At 34.2% G+C, this 23,015-nt stretch carries 27 protein-coding genes and 3 pseudogenes; 23 read left to right on the forward strand and 7 right to left on the reverse strand.

Annotated features, from left to right (window positions below; genetic code table 11):
• Positions 1–179: 179 nt before the first annotated feature.
• The 3 genes from JFU18_RS27030 (at position 180) to JFU18_RS27040 (ending at position 1,838) form a co-directional block, all read left to right on the forward strand.
• On the forward strand, positions 180–641 hold the full coding sequence (locus JFU18_RS27030; protein ID WP_002131165.1) for a CarD family transcriptional regulator: 462 nt from the start codon (positions 180–182) through the stop codon (positions 639–641).
• 551 nt (positions 642–1,192) lie between these two features.
• Positions 1,193–1,339: a BC1881 family protein gene (locus JFU18_RS27035; RefSeq protein ID WP_000738549.1), complete on the forward strand. Its 147-nt coding sequence runs from the start codon at positions 1,193–1,195 to the stop codon at positions 1,337–1,339.
• A 265-nt stretch (positions 1,340–1,604) separates the two neighbouring features.
• Positions 1,605–1,838, forward strand: coding sequence for a hypothetical protein (locus JFU18_RS27040; RefSeq protein WP_002131164.1), 234 nt, complete (start codon positions 1,605–1,607; stop codon positions 1,836–1,838).
• Positions 1,839–2,193: 355 nt separating this feature from the next.
• Here JFU18_RS27040 and JFU18_RS27045 read toward each other — a convergent pair whose 3' ends face one another.
• A complete protein-coding gene (locus JFU18_RS27045; RefSeq protein WP_002165394.1) occupies positions 2,194–2,469 on the reverse strand; it encodes a hypothetical protein in 276 nt (91 codons plus the stop codon).
• Positions 2,470–2,868: 399 nt separating this feature from the next.
• Between JFU18_RS27045 and JFU18_RS27050 the strand changes: the two genes are divergently transcribed.
• The 3 genes from JFU18_RS27050 (at position 2,869) to JFU18_RS27060 (ending at position 4,649) form a co-directional block, all read left to right on the forward strand.
• Positions 2,869–3,063 (forward strand): hypothetical protein, encoded by a 195-nt coding sequence (locus JFU18_RS27050; protein WP_201034088.1) that lies wholly within the window; start codon positions 2,869–2,871, stop codon positions 3,061–3,063.
• Positions 3,064–3,128: 65 nt separating this feature from the next.
• Positions 3,129–3,440 (forward strand): ArsR/SmtB family transcription factor, encoded by a 312-nt coding sequence (locus JFU18_RS27055; RefSeq protein WP_002013825.1) that lies wholly within the window; start codon positions 3,129–3,131, stop codon positions 3,438–3,440.
• A gap of 120 nt (positions 3,441–3,560) precedes the next feature.
• Complete coding sequence (locus JFU18_RS27060) at positions 3,561–4,649, forward strand: saccharopine dehydrogenase NADP-binding domain-containing protein (RefSeq protein WP_201034087.1); 1,089 nt, start codon at positions 3,561–3,563, stop codon at positions 4,647–4,649.
• 313 nt (positions 4,650–4,962) lie between these two features.
• On the opposite strand, the gene JFU18_RS27065 is transcribed toward JFU18_RS27060, so the two are convergent.
• From JFU18_RS27065 to JFU18_RS27080, 4 genes are all read right to left on the reverse strand, one after another.
• Positions 4,963–5,334: a cupredoxin domain-containing protein gene (locus tag JFU18_RS27065; RefSeq protein ID WP_201034086.1), complete on the reverse strand. Its 372-nt coding sequence runs from the start codon at positions 5,332–5,334 to the stop codon at positions 4,963–4,965.
• A gap of 159 nt (positions 5,335–5,493) precedes the next feature.
• On the reverse strand, positions 5,494–6,753 hold the full coding sequence (locus JFU18_RS27070) for a serine hydrolase domain-containing protein (protein WP_201034085.1): 1,260 nt from the start codon (positions 6,751–6,753) through the stop codon (positions 5,494–5,496).
• Positions 6,754–6,852: 99 nt separating this feature from the next.
• Positions 6,853–8,052, reverse strand: coding sequence for an MFS transporter (locus JFU18_RS27075; RefSeq protein WP_002128166.1), 1,200 nt, complete (start codon positions 8,050–8,052; stop codon positions 6,853–6,855).
• Between the two features lie 15 nt (positions 8,053–8,067).
• A complete protein-coding gene (locus JFU18_RS27080) occupies positions 8,068–8,487 on the reverse strand; it encodes a MarR family winged helix-turn-helix transcriptional regulator (RefSeq protein WP_002013810.1) in 420 nt (139 codons plus the stop codon).
• Positions 8,488–8,661: 174 nt separating this feature from the next.
• On the opposite strand from JFU18_RS27080, the gene phaZ reads away from it, so the two are divergent.
• From phaZ to JFU18_RS27105, 5 genes are all read left to right on the forward strand, one after another.
• The gene (gene phaZ / locus JFU18_RS27085) at positions 8,662–9,579 is read left to right on the forward strand and encodes an intracellular short-chain-length polyhydroxyalkanoate depolymerase (RefSeq protein WP_201031426.1); all 918 of its coding nucleotides are present in this window, start codon (positions 8,662–8,664) and stop codon (positions 9,577–9,579) included.
• Positions 9,580–9,639: 60 nt separating this feature from the next.
• A complete protein-coding gene (locus JFU18_RS27090; RefSeq protein WP_002013808.1) occupies positions 9,640–9,864 on the forward strand; it encodes a hypothetical protein in 225 nt (74 codons plus the stop codon).
• A gap of 113 nt (positions 9,865–9,977) precedes the next feature.
• Complete coding sequence (locus JFU18_RS27095; RefSeq protein WP_201034084.1) at positions 9,978–11,174, forward strand: MFS transporter; 1,197 nt, start codon at positions 9,978–9,980, stop codon at positions 11,172–11,174.
• Positions 11,158–11,358, forward strand: a complete 201-nt coding sequence (locus JFU18_RS27100; RefSeq protein WP_000166305.1) for an NETI motif-containing protein — start codon at positions 11,158–11,160, stop codon at positions 11,356–11,358. The genes JFU18_RS27095 and JFU18_RS27100 overlap by 17 nt, the downstream gene beginning before the upstream one ends.
• 308 nt (positions 11,359–11,666) lie before the next feature.
• Positions 11,667–12,116: a VOC family protein gene (locus tag JFU18_RS27105; RefSeq protein WP_201050380.1), complete on the forward strand. Its 450-nt coding sequence runs from the start codon at positions 11,667–11,669 to the stop codon at positions 12,114–12,116.
• A 147-nt stretch (positions 12,117–12,263) separates the two neighbouring features.
• Here JFU18_RS27105 and JFU18_RS27110 read toward each other — a convergent pair whose 3' ends face one another.
• Complete coding sequence (locus JFU18_RS27110; RefSeq protein WP_201034082.1) at positions 12,264–13,346, reverse strand: S-layer homology domain-containing protein; 1,083 nt, start codon at positions 13,344–13,346, stop codon at positions 12,264–12,266.
• A gap of 375 nt (positions 13,347–13,721) precedes the next feature.
• On the opposite strand from JFU18_RS27110, the gene JFU18_RS27115 reads away from it, so the two are divergent.
• The 12 genes and pseudogenes from JFU18_RS27115 to JFU18_RS27165 all read left to right on the forward strand — a co-directional run bounded on the left by JFU18_RS27115 (position 13,722) and on the right by JFU18_RS27165 (position 22,587).
• Positions 13,722–14,144, forward strand: a complete 423-nt coding sequence (locus JFU18_RS27115; protein WP_002033061.1) for a hypothetical protein — start codon at positions 13,722–13,724, stop codon at positions 14,142–14,144.
• Between the two features lie 25 nt (positions 14,145–14,169).
• A complete protein-coding gene (locus tag JFU18_RS27120) occupies positions 14,170–14,475 on the forward strand; it encodes a WXG100 family type VII secretion target (protein WP_016091772.1) in 306 nt (101 codons plus the stop codon).
• A gap of 22 nt (positions 14,476–14,497) precedes the next feature.
• On the forward strand, positions 14,498–15,217 hold the full coding sequence (locus tag JFU18_RS27125) for a DUF5081 family protein (RefSeq protein WP_002137255.1): 720 nt from the start codon (positions 14,498–14,500) through the stop codon (positions 15,215–15,217).
• Positions 15,217–15,543 (forward strand): hypothetical protein, encoded by a 327-nt coding sequence (locus JFU18_RS27130; protein WP_002013799.1) that lies wholly within the window; start codon positions 15,217–15,219, stop codon positions 15,541–15,543. Before JFU18_RS27125 ends, JFU18_RS27130 begins: the two co-directional genes overlap by 1 nt.
• Positions 15,544–15,575: 32 nt before the next feature.
• Complete coding sequence (locus JFU18_RS27135; RefSeq protein ID WP_201034081.1) at positions 15,576–17,378, forward strand: HNH endonuclease; 1,803 nt, start codon at positions 15,576–15,578, stop codon at positions 17,376–17,378.
• Between the two features lie 14 nt (positions 17,379–17,392).
• Entirely contained in the window at positions 17,393–17,860 is a 468-nt protein-coding gene (locus JFU18_RS27140; protein WP_002141600.1) for a DUF2004 domain-containing protein, read from the forward strand.
• A 534-nt stretch (positions 17,861–18,394) separates the two neighbouring features.
• Positions 18,395–19,180 (forward strand): recombinase family protein, encoded by a 786-nt coding sequence (locus JFU18_RS27145; protein WP_201034080.1) that lies wholly within the window; start codon positions 18,395–18,397, stop codon positions 19,178–19,180.
• Between the two features lie 154 nt (positions 19,181–19,334).
• On the forward strand, positions 19,335–20,570 hold the full coding sequence (locus JFU18_RS27150) for an IS110 family RNA-guided transposase (protein ID WP_201034079.1): 1,236 nt from the start codon (positions 19,335–19,337) through the stop codon (positions 20,568–20,570).
• Positions 20,571–20,695: 125 nt separating this feature from the next.
• On the forward strand, positions 20,696–21,136 hold the full coding sequence (locus JFU18_RS27155; RefSeq protein WP_000804099.1) for a DNA/RNA non-specific endonuclease: 441 nt from the start codon (positions 20,696–20,698) through the stop codon (positions 21,134–21,136).
• On the forward strand, positions 21,137–21,622 hold the full coding sequence (locus JFU18_RS27160) for an immunity protein YezG family protein (RefSeq protein ID WP_201034078.1): 486 nt from the start codon (positions 21,137–21,139) through the stop codon (positions 21,620–21,622).
• Positions 21,623–21,776: 154 nt separating this feature from the next.
• A pseudogene (locus JFU18_RS30575) lies at positions 21,777–21,956 on the forward strand (hypothetical protein); the annotation flags it as partial.
• Positions 21,957–22,259: 303 nt separating this feature from the next.
• Positions 22,260–22,587: pseudogene (locus JFU18_RS27165) on the forward strand (DUF3895 domain-containing protein).
• 68 nt (positions 22,588–22,655) lie between these two features.
• Here JFU18_RS27165 and JFU18_RS27170 read toward each other — a convergent pair.
• Positions 22,656–22,933: pseudogene (locus tag JFU18_RS27170) on the reverse strand (hypothetical protein); the annotation flags it as partial.
• Between the last annotated feature and the right edge of the window lie 82 nt (positions 22,934–23,015).

The following is a 23,015-nucleotide window of genomic DNA, read 5'->3' on the forward strand; positions in this document are numbered from 1 at the left end:
TCCCTTTATGGGGAATCTGACACACTCCCTATTGTTTTGGGGGTGTTTTTTACTTAATTTAATTTTCATCAAAAAAAGTAGTTGACTACAAAAATGTTTTTATGATATTATAAAATATTTGATAAAAAACAACATATATGTTAAGGTTAAGAAGGTTACCATATATGGAGGTGGATTATATGTTTCAAATTGGCGATAACATTGTTTATCCAATGCACGGAGCAGGTATAATTGAAGCCATAGAAGAAAAAGAATTCTCAGGAAAAAAGCAACAGTATTATGTTATAAAAATGTCAATCAGTAATATGCAAGTCATGATTCCTATGGGGAAAATATTAAGTTCGAGTATACGCCCAGTTACTGATATACTTGCATTAAAACACATTATACACATTTTTCAGCATGGAGAATCAGATAGATTATTACCATGGAAACAAAGGTATAAAGTGAACACGGACAAAATAAAAACGGGTGAAATACAAGAAGGTGCCGAAGTTGTACGTGATTTAATACGTATGAAGAAAGAAAAAGCACTGAATACAAGCGAAAAAAAAATGTTAGATAACGCACATGAATTTTTGATTAGTGAACTAGGATTAATTAAAGGGATCACTGAAAATCAAATAAAAAGTTTCTGTTAAGATTCATTATAGATAATGTATTACATACCCCGAAAATATCCTGAATTTTTCGGGAATATGATTATTATTAAAAGTAAATCATTTCAAAGACATTCAACTTCTTCAACTCACTTTTTGAGTAGAAACCTCTTTTGTTATTACTTCAATCTAATCCATTTTTATTTTTAAATTTCTTTTACGAGCGTTCGAAGTTTCATCAAATAACGCGATCAAATAGTCACTTGATTTTTGAAATCCTGATTCACACTGGCACGGACAAGGATCCGTAAGGATGAAAGAGAGGTAGGGCTTTCATTGTTTTAGGTAATATATTATCTAAGTCATTATTTCTAGAAGAAAAAACAATCGATCTCACCGCTATCTCTTTAAGAGTTCCTTACATCTACTGAGACAGTGAATAGGTAATTGTTTATCTCTTCTTTACGTAAAATTGATAAACGAACTGGTAACACCATATGGTCAACTACAAAAAATGGTTTCCAGACCAGGAAACCATTTTTAATTTCATTTACATAACACTAATAAATTAAGCAGTAAGAAGGAGTGCACACATGAAAAAAATGTTAACAAAAGAATTAAGTAATGAATTAAAGAAGCGGGAAGGGGTCATTTCTATTACAGTTGAGCCTTATGAAAAAATCGAAGTTGGTGGAATTCGTGTAGATGGACCAGCTGTTATTCTAATTAATCAAGAATAGTTGAATGCATGAAGAAAAGGATCAGCCTTTAAAAGAAGGAAGGATCCTTTTTGTTTGCTACTTTTATCTGATGTGTTGGAGTTAAAACGGAAGGAGAGGGTCGGGATTATCATGGTGGAAAGCTTAATATTGGTAGGATTTCTTTTTACGTTATATAAATTAGTTGATAAAAAAACAAGCTAATTATTTAAAAAGATATATTGTTTCCCTTTTAAGGACGAGATTTATTTGATAGTGAAATGGATAATGTAAAGGAGGAATTTAGATGGATGCAAGGAAAGAACGCATAAAATACGAGAAGATGTCAAAGAACTATGAACATATTTATTTAGTTTCGTTGCTCCTACTAATTGTACTTGTTTGTAGTAGTGTGGTTATCATAGGAGCTACAGGGGGAACATATGGAGTGTTTTTGTTGTTAGCAATTTTACTTAACGCACGTATTACGAAAGAATCTCAAAAAAAGTATGAGCACTATTCTAATAAAGGGCGTATTTAAAATGATACATAGCCTGAAAGGAACAACCTAGATGTACATGCAAAGTATCCCTATATCATTACCTATTAACTAGTAAAAAAGAATCGTATATAAATAATTATTTAGTAATTTAGGAATAGAAAACGTAACTTATTAAAATGTTATTTTCGTTCATATAATGAATTATCCTTCTAGCATATTTATAGGATTTATATCATATAGTGAGAGAAAGAATGTAAGTTAGAAAGGAGTCTTATAGAATGAGTTGTTTGGAGGGAAATGACTTTAGTGAACAAAATATGGTAAGTGTACCTAATCCCTTAATTTGATTTATAATAGATTGGCGTCATAGACGACCAAATAAAAACACAGGGTTTTATCTCTGTGTTTCTTCAAATTTTCGTTTTTGAATATATGCTTGCGCATGAATAATTTCTTCCTGAAGCTCTTTTAATTCTTTCATAGATTCTGATTCAATAACCATGTAAGTAGTAACTAAACTGATCATCATATCCATCTTCTCTACTATATTTTGAATGACCTGTTCAGATTGCTCTTTTTTAGGGTGTTGTATTGCCTTTAATACATTTTCCATATAATTGTTTTTTCTTTGCTGGATATCATAAATAAACTGTTTTGTGTTTGAGTTCATTTGTTGTTCCTCCGTTTTGGATATACTTCTATTCTATCATATTTGAATAGAAAATATTGGATTCCCCTAAATTCACACCTGTCTCGTACATCTCCTCAAACAAACTTAGCTTGATGGCCATGGGGTACCGCCACATCGCTATCAAGCTAAGTTTATACAACGTCAATTATAGTAGAGGTTGTTTCTTTTTTCTAAAGGCTACGTGTAGGGAACTTAAAGATTTGCATACGAAATAAACCCTAACGGGTTTCATTTTTTTGAATTAAGCCGCTTGATTATCAGACATGGCACAATTGTAAACGACACCTAATATATCAAAGACTGTTTTCTTCTCATATCGATGAGATTTTCGCCCGTTTTTCTGTAGGAGGATAAACAGGAAAAGCAGGATCACTTGAGTTGGAAGCTTTTGATACAATCCGATATAGGCTTCGTGAATTTCATGGGTTTGCCCTGGTTGTAGCTGGAATGGATTTGGAAATTGTTATAGAAAAAAGACCCACCATTCTTACAAATCTGGAAAATCGAAAATGGCTGTTTATGAAACTTTCTATATTTATACTTAAAGTTGGTGCTACTTCTTTATTGCATTAGATAGTAATGTAATTTATAATACGTTTAAATGATTAAATTCTTAAACGGAAGGTAATGTTAGCGAAATGAACTGTAATGATAAAGTAATGCATATTTTAGAAAATTTAAGACCATGTTTTCAAGGGTTGGGAGATCCAACTCGTCAGCAAATTGTATCACTTTTAATTGATAAAGATAGCTTGAATGTGACGCAAATTGCGGAGAATATTCCCATGTCAAGACCTACTGTATCTCATCATTTGAAAATATTGAAACAATCAGGGTTACTTCAAGTTCAGAAAAAAGGCACTGAAATGTATTATTGTCTTGAATTTAATGAAACAATAAATCTTTTAAAAGAACTTGTTTCTTTAGTTGAAGATGAATGTAAGAACTAGGTACTCATTTATAGTTTAGGGACACCTTTTGTCCCTTTTTTTAGCAATAATATGTTGAAAGGTTTAAGTTTTTAATCATTTAAACTTATAATCTCACACTAATTAAAATGGAGGTTTCAGATGAATAAAAAAACAGTATTAATTGTTGGTGGGTATGGAGTTGTTGGTAGTCAAATTGCTCGAATTTTACATGATCGACATCCTGATTTGGAAATTAGATTAGGAGGAAGAACCTTAGGGAAAGCGTTACCTTTTGAATCAGAGAGAGTAAAAATAGTCAAGGTAGACAACACAACAGATGATCCCTTAAGAAATTTGGATGATAATTTCACATTAGTTGTTAATGCGGTTAATGATCCTCAAGATAGACTACTCCTATCTGCAGTTCGAAAAAAAATTCCATTGGTTGACATTACTCGTTGGACTGAACGCTTTAAGAGTTCTATTGATGGATTAAAAAATGTTGAGGTGCAATCCCCTGTTGTATTAGCTTCAGGGTGGATGGGGGGGACAGCAGCCCTTTTTTCTAAAATTTATTCAAAAGATCTTCAAGAGGTTACGGTTGATATCAACGCACTATATTCTCTTCAAGACAAAGCAGGACCAAATTCAACAGCGTATATGGACCGGTTAACTATTCCGTTTGAAGTCAAAGCTCGAGAGGGAATGCGACAGGCTTATCCAATGACTAATCCAGTCAAAGTCCGCTTTCCCAACGGTTATATAACCAAATGTTATCGTTTGGATACTCCCGATCACGTAACCCTGCCAGAATCAATTCATGCTGTTTCGACTAACTTTCGTATTGCTTTTGATAGTAAAATCTCTACATATGGACTGGTTTCTCTGGTGAATACAGGGATTTGGAAAATGATTAGCGGAGAAAAATTTGCCAATTTAAGGAAAAATATTCTCTATAAACCCGGAAGGGGAAGTGCACATAACATAGTTATTCACCTTAAAGGTTATGATGCTACTGGTGTATTGCATAGACGATGTGTGAACATATCAGATCCGTTAGGACAGACACATCTTACTGCTTTAGGAGCAGCTGTCCAAGCAGAGAATATTCTACAAACATCTGATAGTGTGGTTCTGGATTCTAAAATTTACTTTCCAGAAAATCTATTAGATTTGGGTGTGAATGCATGTGCAATTTTAGACTTTTATAGAGAATATGGAGTTAATATTACGACAGAAAATATATAAAAGGTACCGTTCTATTCGTGGTAGTAGGGGTCACATATGGCTATCAAGCTAATAAATACAAATATATCCAAAAAGAGAGAATATGCATCTTAATGAGAAAATGTACATTCTCTCTTTTTGCGGTGTTATAAAATTCTTAAGTTGATGGACATGGGGTAGCACCATCAAAACACAAATTTCATATGCTATGAAAATGTAACGATTTTATGCTACCAGTAAAAAACTGATTAGTGAGAGCTCATAATCTGCGGGGGAGGGACACCCCCGCGAATTTAAGTTTCACTTTATAAAAAGTAAGGGCCGGTACCGCTTGTTATTTGACTATTACTTTCCCATCCATTCCTTTCAAGTAGTGGAACCGACATATTAGTTCATATGTACCGGGAGTTTCAGGTTTTACGGTAATTGTTATCTCTTTTCCTGACGGGACTTCGGCGTCAATTCCGAGTTTTTTCACCGTAAAGGTATGTTCTCTATTTCCTTTGTTTTTCAATAGCAACGTCGTCGTTTTCCCAACCGGAACTGTGATGATACTCGGATTAAAGTAATCATCATTCAATTCAACCTCAATAGGCTGTCTCACAACGTCGGATTCGGCAAATACACGGAGCGAACCTAAAGTAGTTATAACTACAATCATCGCAAGTGAAATGATTAATCCAGTTAATAGCTTTTTCACAGACATTCGTAATCCCTCCTTTCCTAAGCACTAGTGTTTTCAAATTACTAAAATATTATCAATATAAATGGGGTTTAGGCGTGGCTTAAATAGTAATTCTTTCGGCAACTCCTACTAACCAAGTACTAACTGGAATAGGATTTGGGTAAATAAAAAAAGCCTCCACTACTGTGGAAGCTTCTCCAAATGATGTGCAATATCAATATACATATCGGAATAAACCGAATGGATTTCATTACTAGGCGCAGCGTTAGAAGAGAAGTGGACGATTACCATACTTGCTTTCGGATCGATGTAAAGGGTTTGTCCGTAACTGCCTAACACTTCGAAAGCACCTTGTTCATTGTGCGGAATCCACCATTGATTATGATAAGAAATGGAAGCACCATGACCAATTGCGAGCTCACCTTCTTGTACATTTTTCACACTTTCTGTAATAGAAGAAGGGACGATTTGTTTTCCGCTATATTGACCATTATTTAATAGTAATTGTCCGAACCTCGCCATATCTCTAGCAGTTGCATTTAAGCCAGCGCTTGCTTGTTCTACTTTTGTTTCATCTGTAACGTAATACGCGTTTTCTTCCATACCAATGTGAGACCAAATTCGTTCGCTTACATTTTCAGCTAACGATTTCCCTGTAATCGTTCGGATAATCCAAGCGAGTGTTTCAGTTGATCCGTTATTGTAAGAAAAAGCTGAACCAGGTGGTGCAGTTTCTTCTGCTTCTAGTAACATATCATAAATTTTCATAGGCCCCTCGTAATTTTTACCTCGGGGTAAAATATTACTAGCTAAATATAGTTGTGCATCTTGATTTTCTAGTCCTAGCTGCATATATCCGTGAGTAGGGTATTCAGCGGAAACTTGCATGTCCAGTAATTGCTGAAGTGTTGCTTTTCCAAACGGTGTATTTTTTAATTCTTTTATGTAAGTGTCAGCTGTTTTCTCTACATCAATAAGATTTTCTTCAGCGAGCGATTGTATAATTGCACCAGTAAACACCTTTGCTAATGATGCCATTCCATGAGGTTCATTCTCGTTATATCCATTGAAATATCGCTCATAAACAAGTTGACCATTATGTACAACGACAAAAGCATCTGTTTTGTTTTCGTCTAAAAATTTTTTTAGAGGAGTCGTATTTCCAAATCTACGCTCCACAGCAAAATCGTCTAAGTTTTGTAACGCGGTAGGGAAGGGAGCAACTTGATCAGGATTGTTTTTTACTTCATTTATTAAAGTGAATTCTTTCATATGTGTATACGACCAGCGTAAGTAAGGATCGTCTAACCAGTTTTCTTTTGTGACATTTGCTTTAGTGGGGGTCGTTTTATTATTTTTAAAAAAAGTAAACCCAAGCCCTGTAACTACGAATAGTAATACTAGTAACAGTAATAGCAGGGGAGATTTCTTTACATTCATATAGGTACCTCCTTTAGTTTCTATTATAAGTATACGCTCGTCTTAAAATAAATACAAAATAAGGAAAGTAAACGGGTAAGTTTACTTTCCTTATGAACGTTAAGCAGATATTTGTCCGTCTGTACTTTGTTTCTTGAATTTTTGTTTTCGTCCGTGTAATCCATAATATAGAAGTAAAGTGAACGCAACGATAATAGCTGCGATAAAATACATATTATGATAACTTGATTTGGCAGCGACTATACCTAAAATGAAAGAACCGAAGCCAATGCCACTATCAAAGAACGAGTAGTAAGTAGCTGTCGCAGAACCACGTCGATGGTTTGGAGCGGCAGAAATTGCAATCGTTTGGAAACTTGGAATTAATGTTCCGTATCCTAAACCGATTAACATACCTGCGCCAAGGAACCAAAATGAAGTTTGCGCTTGGCTTAAAATGAACATCCCAATTGTGAAAATAATAATAGCGGGATAGATAAGTACATTTTCACCGAAACGATCAAATATTTTCCCTGTAAATGGACGAGAAATGACCACAACAAGTGCGTATAAAATAAAGAAGTAACTTGCAATTTCGCTTAAACCGAGCTCTTTCGCATAAATAGGAATAAAGGATAAAATGCCACTATAAGAAAAGGCTAAAACAAATCCTGTCAGAGCGATTGGAATAGAAGATGGTTCAATTAAGTCTTTCCATTTCATTTTTTCTCGTTTTTGTTTGTTTACTGGTGCTTCATGCGGAATATTGACTAGTAATCCTAATAAAAATGCGAGTAATGAAAATACTGAACAAACGATAAATAGTACAGTAAATGAAAAATGAGAAATAATTGTTAAACCTAAAAAAGGACCAATTACCATCGGTAGACTCATAAATACGCCGTAATAAGCAAGTGCTTCGCCGCGTCTATGAGCTGGTGCTACATCAGTTACAATTGTTCCAGTTGCTGTTGTTGCCATTCCGAATCCAATACCATGTAAGAAGCGAAGGGCAAGTAATAAAAATAAACTTTGCGTACCGAAATACATAACAGTAGCGGCTAAAAATAGTGAAAGTGAAATAAATAATATTTTCTTTCTTCCTAAATCATCGAGCCATTTTCCTGTGAATGGTCTACATAAAACAGATGAAATAAGAAAAACAGTTGCAACTAAACCAATTTCCTCAGGTTTTCCTTTTAGGCTGTCTATAACATAGACAGGCAGAGTAGTCATAAGCATGTAAAATGTTAAAAAGAGAAACAGACTACTAAAACAAGTTCCGAGGAAATCCTTCGTCCAAAGTTTTTCACTTTGCATCGTCATCCCTCCATATTAATGATCTAAATTTTTGATAATTTGTTGTAACAATTGAAAAGCTTCATGTAAGTCTTCTTCTTTAATACCTTCTAGCGTCTTTTCTTCAAAGGAATCAACTTCTTCTTGCCATACTGGAATCATTTCTATTGCTGTTTCCGATAAGGAAATGAGCTTCTCACGGCGATCTTTTCCTTCCGTACGAATAATCCAGCCCATAGTTTCCATACGTGTTAACGTACGAGTCATCGTTGGTGATTCAACATTTAAATATTGACATAATTCTGTTTGGGTACAAGATCCAGTTTGATTAATGCGGAAAATAACAGCCCATTGCGCACTAAATAATCCTGTTGGAGATACACGTTCATTAAATTTCTTCGTAAACTTACGAGAAGTTTGACTGACAATGTGGAAAAAATGTTGTTTTTCGTCCATGTATTTTGATCCTTTCAAATTAGTTACCTAGCTAACTATATACTTTTTTATAATAATTGTCTAGTAATAGACATGTTGTTTTATGTGGAAATTTCGTATAGGCTTTATGTTGAGAACATACATTCTATATGTTATTCTTTAAGTAAGTAAAGAATTTTCTTTCTATTAAATAGAATGGGGGAACTTGTGATGATTAAGCCTGCAACAATGGAGTTTGTTTCACTATCGAACGGAGAAACGATTGCGTATCAGGAAGTTGGAAGGCAAAATACAGAAATTCTTGTACTCATTCACGGGAACATGACATCGTCACAACACTTTGATTTAGTTATTGAGAAACTACAAAAGCAATATCATATTTACGCAATTGATTTAAGAGGATTTGGACAATCAACGTATAATAAGGCGATAGATTCTTTACAAGACTTTGCAGAAGATGTGAAACTTTTTATAGATAAATTAAATTTGAAGAAATTTTCATTAATGGGCTGGTCAATGGGCGGTGGTGTTGCGATGCAATTTACAGCGAATCATCCAACATTTGTCGAAAAGTTGATTTTAGTAGAATCAGTGGGAATGAAGGGATATCCAATTTTTAAAAAAGATATTAACGGGCAACCGATCGTATCAAGTTTAGTAAAGACGAAAGAAGAAATCGCGCAAGATCCCGTACAAATTGCTCCAGTGCTAGATGCGATAAAAAATATGAATAAATTATATTACCGTACAGTATGGAATCTATTAATATATACACATAATCAACCTGAACCGGATCGTTATGAAAAGTATTTAGATGATATGTTAACGCAACGTAATTTCGTAGATGTGAATTATGCGCTCATTACATTTAATATTTCGGATGAACATAATGGGGTTGTAGAGGGAAATAAGCAAATTCATCATATTAAAGCTCCAACACTCGTCATACAAGGTGACAGAGATTACGTCGTACCGCAAGTAGTCGGTGAGGAATTAGCAAAACATTTGCCAAATGCAGAGTTGAAGATATTAGAAGATTGCGGACACTCACCGTTTATAGATTGTTTAGATGTATTTATAAAACATGTAGAGGATTGGTTAGACAATAAATAATTCCCGAAATATAAAACTTGCATATACTATAGCATTTGTATGTATAAGGGGAGAGAGTCAATGCATAATCCATTTTTAATATATCATTCTCCATATAATGATCATCAATATATAAAAATGATTATAAATCCGATGTATATGCAAGTTTCACCAGCTGTAGTTCCTTTGCAAGTGCAGCAATCAATGGTCCATACACATCCGATTTTATTTGGGCCTTCATTTTATGAAAATCCATATTTTAAGCATTTTCATTACAATGTGAAAGCGCAAGTATGGGAAGGATAAGAAGCTAAAAGGTTCATTCTTTTAGCTTCTTTTTTATTATGAATATTCGTACACGCATTTGAAGAAACAGTTTATAATGAAAAGTGGAAAGCGTGAGAAGGAGAGGGAAAGGGATGTCGATGCGTTTTACTTTTTGGATTATGGTTGGAATTGTAGCAATCTCAGGTTTGTCACAAGGGATGCTTTTACCTGCCATTGCAATGATTTTTGAACAAGAAGGGGTTAGTTCAAGTATTAACGGTATTCATGCGACGGCATTATATATCGGGATATTAGTTATTTCACCGTTTCTTGAAAAACCGATGCAAAAGTTTGGAATGAAGCCAATTATCGTTATTGGTGGGTTTCTCGTTATTATTTCATTATTCTTTTTTACACAAACTTTTTCATTTTGGGTATGGTTCGTTCTTAGATTTCTAGTTGGAGTCGGAGATCATATGCTTCATGTCGGAACACAAACATGGATTACGACAACATCAGACCCGAGTAAAATAGGTAGACAAGTATCGATATACGGTGTATTCTTCGGAATTGGTTTCGCAGTTGGCCCGTATTTAGCAAGCACTGTTCAGTACGGTCTTGCAACACCATTTATCGTATCTACTATACTTTGCTTAATAGGATGGCTTTTACTACTACCAACGAAAAATGCATTTCCAGCACAAGATGAGGAAAAAACTGAAAGTAAATCATCCTTTTCTCGTTATAAACAAGTCGTTGGATTAGCTTGGATTGCGCTAATTGGTCCGCTCGCATACGGCGTACTTGAAGCGATGTTAAATAGTAACTTACCAGTATACGCACTTCGCAAAGGATGGTCTGTATCGGAAGTTTCCTTCTTATTACCAGCATTCGCAGTTGGGGGCATTATTACACAAATCCCGCTCGGTATATTAAGTGATAAATACGGGAGAGACCGTATTTTAACGTGGACGTTCAGTGTAAGTACGGGCATTTTCCTACTTGCAGCAGTATTTGATCAATATTACTGGATCGTCTTTGCATGTATGCTTATAGCAGGTATGGTCATTGGCTCGTGCTTCTCACTAGGGCTTGGATTTATGACAGATTTATTACCGAGACACTTACTACCAGCGGGTAATATATTATCCGGAATCGCCTTTAGTATAGGAAGTATTATGGGACCTGTATTAGGAGGCGTATTTATAGAAAAAATACAGTATACAAGCTTTTTTATTGCGGTTATGATTATAATGGGAATTCTCGCAATGGTATATATGGTCTACATGAAGAATCAATTCGCATCAAGAAAAATAGAAAGTAGGTTAGGGCATGACAAAACAACCTAATAAAAAGAAATTTGAAGTACTCGAAAACGAAACAATTACAGACTGCTTAGCACGTATGGAACAAGAAGGATATGCACCGTCTCGTCGCATGGAAGAACCAATCTTTCATGAAGTGAAGAAAAACGGCAAAACAGAAGTTGAACCATGCGGTAGAAAAATTGTTTTTGAGGGGAAATTGAAGTAATCTCATAACAAATAGCCATCCAATTCATTTGAGTTGGATGGCTTGTTTTTTTACTGAACAATGAAAGGCTTAGCTAGAGATCTTTGTTAGTGAAGGTAGTATAGAGAGAAACTAACTACATGAAAATGTAAATTTAAGGATGCTTAATGTATTGAATTTTAGGATTGGGACATCAGTTATAGAGCTGGACACCTATACATTTGAAGGAAAGAACAATTATACAAAAGTAGGATGTTTAAAAATATATTAATTTGTATGATAAAAACAAAACATATTTAAAAAAATTAGAAAGGAGGGAGAAATATATAATGATACAAAGCATATATGAAACTCATTTACATATCAGAAATTTAGAAAAGGCAATAGATTTCTATCAAAATAAGTTAGGTTTAGCATTAGCAAAAAGACTATCGAAAAGACGAATTGCGTTCTTTTGGGTAGGAGAAAGTAAAGAGCAAATGCTCGGATTATGGGAAGTACATATAAATGAAGAATTTGAGACGAAACACTTCGCTTTTCGTGTAGATTTAGAGTTTTTAAAGACTTCCAAATTATGGTTAGAGAAGCGTGGAATAGAGGTAGTAGGGAGTCAAGGGAAAGGAAATCGAGAACCAATTGTCCAAAGGTGGATGCCAGCTGCAAGCGTATATTTTCTAGATTGTGATGGAAATAAATTAGAGTTTATTTCTATGTTATATGATGACCCAGATGAATTAGAATATGCAACGTATTTAAGTGAATGGAATGCGGAGCACTAAGAAAAATAAAGTGGAACTTTAATCAGTAGGAGTTTTACAGTTTTGTATTATGTTAAATAGATAGGAACAAAATAAAATCCCTCAAGAAAAGGCACGTTCTTGAAGGATTTTTTTATGCTTTATATATTTTATATTGCTTGTAACGTATTAATGATGTTCACTTTTAGATATTTCAGCGCGTTGAATATAACCATCAGAGAAGCTGAAATAAAGAGAATAGCTTCCTCGATTATATATAAAGCCTTCACTAGTCATATCCTCTCCAATTCCATCTGGCTCACCAAACCACTCTTTTAATTCATTGATAGTGATATCCATTTTTACCCATATATATCTAGCGTCCGAAGGGTACATATCAATATTATAATCTCCATATACCGCTGTAGTAGGTGCATCACATTCTGTACATGGTGCTTGCTTCAAAACATCAGGCACTCCAAATTCTTTTTTTACTTCAGATATATCTTTACGTAATGTATTTAATGTAAATGGACCAAACGTCCCATTCTGTAAAGCGGTTGTTAACATTTGTTTCAATTCTTCTTTTGAATTGATGTTGAAATTATAATCTCTGTTTTTTGCTATTGCATTATATAAAAATTGTGCATACTGCTCACGCTTTACAATTGTATTTCCAATAAAATTACCTGACTCGTCACCTTGTGCTATACGGTTACTACGCACTGCATTTACAGATTCATAGGCCCAATGACCTTTTGGTACATCTTTAAATTTCTCTTGTCCTTTTGATTCTAAATGAAATGCTTTTTGTAGTATTACTGCCATTTCATATCGAGTTAATACATCATCTGGACGAAATGTACCTGATCCATCACCTGTCATAATTCCAGCTTGTGCAATGGCTGTGATATCCTTTTCAAACATATGATTTGTAATATCACTAAACATATTTCCATGTTTATCATCTGCTATTAAACCTAAATGTCGATTGACTAAAGAAGCTACCTGTCCTCTAGTAACATTATCCCCAAAACCAAATTTTCCATTTCCATATCCCTTATAAATCCCTGCTGCTGCTAAGTAATCAATAGCAGTTTTTGACCAGTGGTCCTTTGGTACATCTGTAAATACAGTGTTCGCATTGCCAGCTACTTTATAGTTATTCGTAGTTGTTTGTGCGTTTGCTGTGCCTACCATCATTGTAGTTGCTAGTGCTGTGGTGATTACGAATCCCAAAAATTTTTTAGCTTTGCTTGTTTTCTTGCCCATTTGAGAAAGCCTCCCCAGTTTAATTTAACTTTATTAAATATACGTATTACACATATACATCTAATACAGCTAATACAGCTAAATGTACACATCGTAATTATAACATGTAAATGATGATTATTTGTTATTAATTTACTTAATGTGGATTAAATTCCAATAATCTATATAAAACTATAATTTGTAGATGATAAATATTCATTGCTATTTAATTGAAGAAAAATGCGAAAGCTTTTTATAAAATATGGAAATGTTAAAATCCCTTTGATAAAATAGCAATATGCAAAAATAATTATTTATAAATTCTCAATGTAATGAATATTCATGTTTAAATATATGAATTTAACTACATAGTTATTGTAATAAAGGGGGAGAAAGATGTTAGATGAATTGTACAATGCTTTTTTAAATGCATCGGGTTTTACAGAAAGCGCGAGGAAACGAGACCAGTATGATAAATTACATGATTATTTAAAAGATCAAGAAAGAGAATTAAAACGATTCATTCAAGATGCTGAATCAGCGAAGAGAGATTATGAGAGTAAAAGTAATGGCTTAGAAGCTAATAAAATTCCGGCAGTTGAATTTGAACAAAAACGTCATGAAAAGGATGAAGACTTAAATACAGTATTATCCTATTTTAAAAGTGCATTAAGCGATGTTGGATCTGCGATAGGTACAGCTTATGCAAAGTATTTGGAATATAAAGCGAAAGCAGAAGCGGAGAAAGCGTCCGCATACAATGCAGCGACCAAGGCTTTTGAAGAAAAGAAAAAGGAAATTGAAAATCTTATCCATTAAACATATAAAGAATGGGGGAACCCACATGAGTGGTAAAGAGGTTGAAATTATAGGAAGTAACACTGCAAGTGCCATTTCTTACGCGCAAAATATTGAAAATGGTATGAAGGATTCTTTAAACGAAGCGAAAAACTTAAAAGCATATGTTACATGTGCGAACTGGAATGGAAAAACGAGAGATGCCTTTTTAAGTTATCTAGATTTAATCATTCAATATAACTCAGAAATGGTAGAGGCATTTGAAGGACATACGAAAGCTTTGAAAGAGTTAGATAAAAGTATTCAAACGTACGGAGATAGACCGGAAGTAAGGGCGATAAAACAGTTGTGATGGAGAAATGAGGGATAAAAGAATGGGAAAAGAAATGAATTTTGCACCTGCTGAATTATATGTTCTCGCAGGTGCAGCTGGGGTTACGGATATATTTGGATTGCCAAACCGTGACGTAATTATTTTACTTGATGAAGAATGTGTCACGAAAGCAACTACGAGTTTAAAAGAAAAAGGCTTACTTACAAGCGAAAATGGAATTACCCCTGCAGCTTTTCAAATTATTGAGCTATTAAAGGAATATGAAAATTGTCATGAATACACGAGAATTAATAATGTATTAATTGGTTTTTTGAAACATGATAAAGATCGAGTGGCTGTATTAACAGAAGTAGAGCCAAATAAAAAATACGAGATCGACTACATACCAAAGCCAGACGTATATTTTTCATTATTAACACGCATCCCTTTCTTGTTGAGAGAACCGAGGGAAATAGAAGATACATTTTTCTCAAAGAGAATGACAGAAACAGAACAACAAACATTTGAGGAAAAAGATTTATCAAATAAAGGCGTTATAGCGATGGAAACGTATACGAGGCCTCGGAGTAATAGAGGAGGGAAATGGGAATGTTTCTTATATTTCACTGAAGGAGAAGATTTCGTTCAAATAGATGTAGATCGTAATCGATATGACTGGGTGAGCCTCTATGCGGTGAATAAGAAATTGTATGACGTGTTAAAAATGCCGTATAAAAAATTAATTGACCCGAGACAATTCTCGTTAGGAGGTATTGAATAATGCAAGTATCAATGGGAGATGGCGGTTCTAGTGGTGGAGAAGAAGTATTAGTTAATTTTCAAGAACTACTTGATATAGTAATGAAGTTAGAAAACATATATACAATCCATGTAGACGTCATTGGAACGAATATTGAGAGTTTACTAAGCTGTGATTTTTATCAAAAAGGTGAAGCGATGAGAGTAATTGAAAAATATCCTGATATATTACATAAAACACTTGAATTGGCTGAACACTATTCTAGATCGGCGAAAGTTGTAGGAAATGTATGTGTAGAAATGCTTGAAAAGGACGAACAATTACGTGAAAGATTAAGTAAGTTGTAGAAATCACCATACGGCTGGGGGATGAAAACGAAATGGATGTGAAATATAGACCTGAACCATGGCAAGACATGGGAGATGGTATGAATCGAATTACAAAAGATGCACTCATAAAATTACGGTACGCAAATGAATTATTAAAAAGAATTGATGGAAGAATACGAGATTTAGACTCAGATGGTAGTATACATTTTAACCCAAAAGATCAATCGCAAAAAATCGGGGAATTACTTGAAAGCTATTCGACATTACAAAAATATTGCGGAGAAGCAGGGCGAGTAGTCTCTGAACATATAGATAAACCTTTTTTAGTAGAAATGGATAAATTCGCTCAAAAAATGAGAGATACATCTATTCTCAGTTTCACAACAAATAACCGAATTGGCTCTACAACAACGACAGTATTACCAGATGCGCACGCGGGATACGGAAGTGTACCGCAAACAATAAAAACAAAAAAAGATAAAATAACTGTAGAAGATATTTTTAAAGATTCACCTGCATTTGATAACGTACTGAGAGGGGAATACAAAGAACTAAAAAAACAAAATCCAGATGCAAAACTAAATTATGAAGAATACAAGAAAGTAGTCCCATCCACACGAGGATTTGAATACAAATCGATAGAAGATGAACAGAAAAAACTAGAAATGGTGCGAGACATAGGAATAGGCCTAGGAATCATCATCACAACAATCCTTTGCCCGCCACTCGGGGCCGCTGCCGCAGTAGTATACGGCGCTGTACAAATAAAAAGCGGTATCGACGGAGAAGACTGGGGAACACACCGGAAATTGAGCCAAGAAGAGAGGGTAGGAAACATCATTTTTGGCGGATTAGATGCAATCCCAGTTGTTGGAGCAGTAGGAAAAGGAGTAAAAGCATTCAAAGGCACGAGTGAATTAGCTGATTTAGCGAAATTATTAAAATACAAAGAAGGAATGCCTGGTTTTAATCCAAATTTGGGTAAAAATGTGGTACAATCGCTTAAGGAAAATAATCTATTAAAAAATTTAAAAATACAAGGCTGGAAAACCGTAGATAAGATTAATGATGCGGATTACTTCATTAAAGGTCTAGTAGCAAAAGGTGTGGACTCCGTATCCCCATTCGTTAAAGGTGTAGAAATACTGCCAGATGGAAGTGTCGCTAGAACTGGAACGAACTATAGCGGGAAATTCCAAGAAGCCCATGATGCCTCAAAGGCGAGTATTCAGAGTAGGATCTCGAATTTGGAGAGTGGTGGGGTTAAGGGTACGGGTAATAGAGAGGCTGAAGTTCCACCTGCTTTTAGACAAACTGATTTTGCTAGTTCTTATGAAGCAAGGTATAATCAGACACCTTCACCAATTAATTCGAAGGTTGAATTTGAAGGAATCAGAGGAGAATCTTTAAGTACGCTTAAACCACCACCAGACCCTAAATTGAAACGTATATTAGATGAAGCTGGCATTAAAGGTATTCAATATAAAAACGGAGTTCCTGATTTTTCACCAGTATCAAAGGCTCAAATTGAAATTGACTATATGCTTGGAGGAAAAGGAAATTATGGTACAAAGGCTAGGACATACAATTTTGCTCAAGCAGACCAAAAGTTAGCAGATAAGCTAAATGACTCAGTTGAACTAGCTCGCCAATTTGGAATGGAACCTGGTGGGGTTACCGCGAAAGACATAGACAAATATCGAACAAAAAATCAATTAACATGGCATGAAGTAAATGATGTGAAAATAATGCAACTTGTACCGACAGAGATAAATAAAAGATTTGGGCATCTTGGTGGAGTAGGTGAGATAAACGCAGGGGCGTTTGAGCCAGGAGGATTTGCTAAAAAATAAAAAGGAGAAGTAAGATGAAAATAAATGATGCGGTTTTTGGTGAGCTTGAATATGATTTTGTGTGGTCTAAGGATACTAGCATTAACTTTTTGGGAAATGAAGTCGAGATAGCACTAATAGTAAAAGGTGATGAGGATGGTAAGTTTGATGAAGAACAATATGTAGCATATACTTCACTCATGCAAAATTGGGAACAATTACAACAAAGCTTTTTGCAATCAATATTAGACTATTACAAACAAGAGCGTCAGGAACTAGGTTATGATATTGAAGTAAATGAAAACTATCCATTAGTTGAAACAACTAATGAAATATTAGAAATGATAAGTTTAGATGGGATTGTTGTTCCCTATGCAGGTATTTTTGACGGTCGGGATATTGGAATTACATTTAATTGTACATGGGATACAGAAAATGGGCTAGGGATTCGTTTGCTAAATGAAAAAGTAACTGAAGTAGGTTATCAAGACGTTGCAATTTAAAATAGGCTGTTAAAAAGTACATACTTCATGATGGTTGTACCATCATAGAGTGTTATGTGCAATGATAGAATAGAAAACGAGGTACGAGCTTAGGCGAGATGACATTTTACTGGGCGATGATGATAAACACATGGAATGTATATTAAACTAACGAACTCGTACAAACTCGTAAGTTTTAACGTAGTAGTTGTCACGACATATAAAAGGTGTCATACTGTTACAATAAAACTTACAAAATTAATGCTACTTAAAGCACTTGATTGTCGACTAAAGGCAACGAGTGCTTTTTTGTGTTTTAACGTGAAAGTTTAAAAGAGGATTATAATTTTATAAGTGTATTAATTGTTAAATTTTATAGATTGTAATGGCTATGTACAGTATACGACGATAGTAGAAGAAAAAATAAAGGGTTGTGTTATGTTTTGAAGTCATCGTAAAGTACGTTTTAACGGATGCATGTTACAAACAAGTTATCCGCAAAAAACGGGTAAACGTTACAGGGACTTTAATTGCTGTAACGGGAGGGAGTTTGATATGGAAGAGAAAGTAGTTGGTTATGTACGAGTTTCAACAGAAGGACAAGTACGTGAAGGATACAGCCTAACGTATCAAGTAGAAGAAATTGAACGGTACTGTATTCAAAATAAACTACAACTGCTTCACATATATGAAGATAAAGGAATTAGTGGAGCGGTAGTAGATGAAGATGGTTTAACAGTTGAACGTGAAGGTTTACAAGAGCTATTGTCGGATATGGCATATCATCAGATGGGCAAAGTTATTGTACTCAATACATCTCGTTTATGGCGCTCAGACATGGCAAAAGTGTTAATACAAAGAGAGCTAAAGAAACACAAGGTAGATGTGAAAGCAATTGAACAACCAAACTACAGTATATACACGCATGACCCAAATGACTTTTTAGTAAATGGTATGTTAGAGCTATTAGATCAATATCAACGTCTTGAGATTGTATTAAAGCTAAGTAGAGGCAGAAAGAAAAAAGCAGAACAAGGTGGATATGCGGGGGGCGGTGTGATGTTTGGTTATAGAGTAAAGAAAGGACAAAAAGTGTTAGAGGTAGATGCGGAGAAAGCGATAGTTGTACGTAGACTATTTGAATTAAGACACTTTTTTAAACATTGGTCGCTAACTCAATTGGCAGAACGATTAAATAGGGAAGGGTATTGTACTGAGAAAGGAAAGGTGTTTACGAAAGTGCAAGTGAAACGTATGTTAGACCGAGAGAACTTTTATCGAGGGGTATATACATACGGGCAAATACAAACAATTGGGAAACATCCAGCAATTATTTTATAAAGTTACTTAAAAAATCGCTCATTTTACTATATGTACTTATGAAATTATGAAAATGGATAGGCTTGCGTACCTATGCGCATCGGAAGATGAACGCTCGAACTAAGGTTGCCGACATTTTTATATATGACTAAATAATTGAATAGAGGGATGAGTTATGCATCATAGGCAGAACTATTTGTATGTAGGAGTAGATTTACATAAAGAGCAGCATACGGCTGTTATTATTAATTGTCGGCAAGAGAAACTAGGAGAAATACAATTTGAGAATAAACCATCTGCATTTTCGAAGTTCTTATTAGAAGTAGAGACATATGTGTGTGATGGGATAACCGTTGTATTTGGTTTAGAAGATGTTGGTGGTTATGGAAGAGCGTTAGCGAAATATTTAGTAGATCACGAACAGGTAGTAAAAGAAGTAAATCCAGCTTTATCATTTTTAGAACGAAAGAGCCAAGTGATGATACAAAAAAATGATAGTTGGGATGCGGAATGTGTGGCACGTATATTGGTAAACAAATTTGAGCAACTACCAAATGTAAATCCAAACGATTTATTTTGGTCGATACAACAATTGGTTTCAAGAAGGAATGCATTAGTAAAAGCACAAAGTGCATTAAAGAACCAACTACATATTCAATTAAACCATCATTATCCAAGTTATAAAAAGTTTTTCTCAGAATTAGATGGGAAAACAGCATTAGCGTTTTGGCAGCAATATCCGTCACCCTCTTGTTTAGAGGGGGCGAATATAAAGCAATTAACAGCTTTTTTATTAGATGTTAGCAACAATACATGTTCAGTAAAGAAAGCAAGTGACATATTAAAACTTGTAAAAGAAGATGGACAAACAATGAAAGAGTATCAAGAAATGCGAAACTTTTTAGTAAGAAGTATTGTACGGGAGATTGAGTTTAAAAAGAAGGAAATGAAATACATCGAAAGAGAATTAAAACAGTTAGTAAATCTACTAGATTATCAATTAGAGACGATGCCGGGAATAGAACTTGTGACGGCATCAGCATTAATTGCAGAAATTGGGGATGTAAGGCGATTTCCAAATGCCAACAAATTAGCAAGATTTGCGGGGATTGCGCCTGTTTACTTTGGTTCTGGTGGGAAAGGTAAGACACATAAAAGCAAACAAGGAAACAGGGCGTTACACGCTTTATTTTATAATTTAGCTGTACAGCAAGTGCAAGTAGCGAAAGGAAGTAAGTTACCTAGAAACCCAGTGTTTCATGCATATTATCAAAAGAAACTTAAAGAGGGAAAAACAAAAGGACAAGCATTGGTATGTATTATGAGAAGGCTTGTAAACATTGTATATGGCATGATGAAATATAAAACAGCTTATGAGTTGCCGGTAGTGGAAGAAAAAGAAGAAGTTTAATAAGGTTTACGTGGTTTGTTTTTTTATTGTGAGGGTTTAAGATTACAACATAGGGTACGGGTAATACTAGTAAGGCTGTTGATGATGTAGTTAAAGATGGTAGTCACTTTTCAGATGAATTTAAATTGAAACCTAATGTGAAATATGAAACGAATGGATATCTATATCAAACAGATGAACTAGGAAGAATTGAGAGAGCTTCTGGAGAATTAACGTTAGAGATGGGAGAACGTAATAGTAAGCATCAGCTAGCTGCTGGAGGAGAAGACCGAGTTAAAGCTCCTAGTACTCAAGGCGATCATGGTGGACATTTAATCGGTACGCAATTTAATGGATCTCCGCTTATTGATAATATAGTTGCAATGAATGGTAATGTTAATGTAAGTGCTTATAAAAAATTGGAATCTGCTTGGGCAAAAGCTCTAAGAGATAAGCGGGAAGTTATAGTTGATATTAGACCTGTATATGAGGGGAATTCTGTAAGGCCCGTTAGCTTTAACATAAAATATAGAATTGATGGAGAAAAATTTAAAGCTAGTTTGAAAAATGTATATGGAGGAAAGTAAATGAATACAGAGAACTTGGAAAGTATTTATCAAAAATTAGCTATGCAGTTAAACAGTATTATTCCAGAACCATGGGAAAAAGTAATGGTATATTCAGAAGTTGATGAATATAGTGATTCGACGGTATTTTTCTACTATCCAAAAAATAAGCAGGAACCGATATACAGTTTAGATATTGAAGATATGGAAGGGATTGATGAAGACGAGACTGATCGTCAATTAAATCTTCTTGACAGTATCTTCAGAGAGTTATGGGAAGAATTTAAAAGAAATAAGCAGGAACCTTGGACTAATTTAACATTTGAGTTATATTCTACTGGTAAGTTTGATGTTGAATTTGATTATACTTTATTAGAGGAAGAAAATAATTATAATCATTATGAGAGATTAATTATATGGAAGTATAAAAAGTTAGGAGTTTCTCCTGATGAAAAGAGAGAAAGTGATGTGAAACTAATTAGAGAATATATTAATACACAAAAATGATCTCTACTAGAGTTATAGATATAAGGTGTTTGAAAATACATACTCCATGATGGTTTTCCTATCATAGAGTACTACGTGCAATGATAGAATAGAAAACGAAGTACGAGCTTAGGTGAGATGACATTTTATTGGGTGATGAATATAAACACATGGAATGTATACTAAACTAATGAACTCGTGCAAACTCGCAAGTTTTAACGTAGTAGTTGTCATGATATACAAAAGTTGTCATACTGTTACTATAAAACTTACAAATTTATGCTACTTAAAAACATATGAACTTAAAGCATTTGATTGTCGATTAAAGGCAACAATCAAGTGCTTTTTTTGCGTTGAAATTCAACAGAGAACTATAATTTTATTATGTAAACTATTCCCGTTTTTTCACATAGGATATACAACTAACGAGGAGATAAATATTCACTATTACTTTCATTCCTGTTATAAAAAATTCTACAATAGAAGACAGAACGTATATTTGGTATAATCAAAACATACTATATGAAATGATGTACATGAGTTTGAAATTCATGTAATAAGGTAAGTACTACATAACAATAACTAATATTTAAAGTTCTCGTACCTATAGGATTCAGTTCATGTTATACAAATCAGTTGTTAGAAAGGAAAAGATGTAATGAATCAAATTTCATTTGAAGATTTATTTGAAGAAGAAAAAGAAAAAGTGGAGGTAGCTGAGATCCCGAGCACCTTTATCGCCCTTGCAAAAAGATATTTTGGGATTATTTAATTCTGAAGAAATAAGTGCACTTGAGCTATGCGAACAATTAATACGATCTGGTAAAATATCAGATGAAAGATTTACAACGAATAAGCCTAAAGCCTTTGGACAAGTATGCTTAATATTAGAAGGGTTTGTTACAGAAGGAAAGCTTACTTTTATCAAAAATGATGAGAAAAGAGATAGGGTTTATAAATTGAATGAAGAAATTTTTAACATATAAGTTGTCCAGAATTAAATGAATGTTTTCTACGGAGCTAGTTCAGTAACCAAAGTAAAAAGGGGTATCAATCAAGAAAGATTGATACCCCTTTTTGTTTTTTTACATCTTACATATTTACGTTTGAAACCGAGTCTTTCTCTATTAAGTTCTAAATGCATATTTTCGTAAGCATTTAGAAAACTGCTTTTTTCTTGTTACGTTTTACTTCAACTATACCAACTTCTTTTGCAGTCTCGACTGCCTTTTCATGTAGTGGCGCATATGAAATCCGCAAAGTGTTTAGAAGATTATTCATAGCGGATTTTGTTCGTTCTGGAGAATCCTGAATCGTATTTTTCACAGTTTTATAGTTTTGTAAAAAAGTATATTAAAAAATGCACTAATAAATTATTCTCCTTTTATTTAGGCTGTTTTCGTATAGGTTGTTG

The sequence above is a fragment of the Bacillus sp. TH22 genome (genome assembly GCF_016651015.1).
GTDB classification, from domain to species: Bacteria; Bacillota; Bacilli; order Bacillales; family Bacillaceae_G; genus Bacillus_A; species Bacillus_A mycoides.

Excerpts from the sequence above, each read along its gene's own strand:
- JFU18_RS27030 (WP_002131165.1), top strand. The coding sequence starts at position 180 with ATGTTTCAAATTGGCGATAACATTGTTTATCCAATGCACGGAGCAGGT.
- JFU18_RS27035 (WP_000738549.1), top strand. The coding sequence starts at position 1,193 with ATGAAAAAAATGTTAACAAAAGAATTAAGTAATGAATTAAAGAAGCGG.
- JFU18_RS27040 (WP_002131164.1), top strand. The coding sequence starts at position 1,605 with ATGGATGCAAGGAAAGAACGCATAAAATACGAGAAGATGTCAAAGAAC.
- JFU18_RS27045 (WP_002165394.1), bottom strand. The coding sequence starts at position 2,469 with ATGAACTCAAACACAAAACAGTTTATTTATGATATCCAGCAAAGAAAA.
- JFU18_RS27055 (WP_002013825.1), top strand. The coding sequence starts at position 3,129 with ATGAACTGTAATGATAAAGTAATGCATATTTTAGAAAATTTAAGACCA.
- JFU18_RS27060 (WP_201034087.1), top strand. The coding sequence starts at position 3,561 with ATGAATAAAAAAACAGTATTAATTGTTGGTGGGTATGGAGTTGTTGGT.
- JFU18_RS27065 (WP_201034086.1), bottom strand. The coding sequence starts at position 5,334 with ATGTCTGTGAAAAAGCTATTAACTGGATTAATCATTTCACTTGCGATG.
- JFU18_RS27070 (WP_201034085.1), bottom strand. The coding sequence starts at position 6,753 with ATGAATGTAAAGAAATCTCCCCTGCTATTACTGTTACTAGTATTACTA.
- JFU18_RS27075 (WP_002128166.1), bottom strand. The coding sequence starts at position 8,052 with ATGCAAAGTGAAAAACTTTGGACGAAGGATTTCCTCGGAACTTGTTTT.
- JFU18_RS27080 (WP_002013810.1), bottom strand. The coding sequence starts at position 8,487 with ATGGACGAAAAACAACATTTTTTCCACATTGTCAGTCAAACTTCTCGT.
- phaZ (WP_201031426.1), top strand. The coding sequence starts at position 8,662 with ATGGGGGAACTTGTGATGATTAAGCCTGCAACAATGGAGTTTGTTTCA.
- JFU18_RS27090 (WP_002013808.1), top strand. The coding sequence starts at position 9,640 with ATGCATAATCCATTTTTAATATATCATTCTCCATATAATGATCATCAA.
- JFU18_RS27095 (WP_201034084.1), top strand. The coding sequence starts at position 9,978 with ATGTCGATGCGTTTTACTTTTTGGATTATGGTTGGAATTGTAGCAATC.
- JFU18_RS27100 (WP_000166305.1), top strand. The coding sequence starts at position 11,158 with ATGACAAAACAACCTAATAAAAAGAAATTTGAAGTACTCGAAAACGAA.
- JFU18_RS27105 (WP_201050380.1), top strand. The coding sequence starts at position 11,667 with ATGATACAAAGCATATATGAAACTCATTTACATATCAGAAATTTAGAA.
- JFU18_RS27110 (WP_201034082.1), bottom strand. The coding sequence starts at position 13,346 with ATGGGCAAGAAAACAAGCAAAGCTAAAAAATTTTTGGGATTCGTAATC.
- JFU18_RS27115 (WP_002033061.1), top strand. The coding sequence starts at position 13,722 with ATGTTAGATGAATTGTACAATGCTTTTTTAAATGCATCGGGTTTTACA.
- JFU18_RS27120 (WP_016091772.1), top strand. The coding sequence starts at position 14,170 with ATGAGTGGTAAAGAGGTTGAAATTATAGGAAGTAACACTGCAAGTGCC.
- JFU18_RS27125 (WP_002137255.1), top strand. The coding sequence starts at position 14,498 with ATGGGAAAAGAAATGAATTTTGCACCTGCTGAATTATATGTTCTCGCA.
- JFU18_RS27130 (WP_002013799.1), top strand. The coding sequence starts at position 15,217 with ATGCAAGTATCAATGGGAGATGGCGGTTCTAGTGGTGGAGAAGAAGTA.
- JFU18_RS27135 (WP_201034081.1), top strand. The coding sequence starts at position 15,576 with ATGGATGTGAAATATAGACCTGAACCATGGCAAGACATGGGAGATGGT.
- JFU18_RS27140 (WP_002141600.1), top strand. The coding sequence starts at position 17,393 with ATGAAAATAAATGATGCGGTTTTTGGTGAGCTTGAATATGATTTTGTG.
- JFU18_RS27145 (WP_201034080.1), top strand. The coding sequence starts at position 18,395 with ATGGAAGAGAAAGTAGTTGGTTATGTACGAGTTTCAACAGAAGGACAA.
- JFU18_RS27150 (WP_201034079.1), top strand. The coding sequence starts at position 19,335 with ATGCATCATAGGCAGAACTATTTGTATGTAGGAGTAGATTTACATAAA.
- JFU18_RS27160 (WP_201034078.1), top strand. The coding sequence starts at position 21,137 with ATGAATACAGAGAACTTGGAAAGTATTTATCAAAAATTAGCTATGCAG.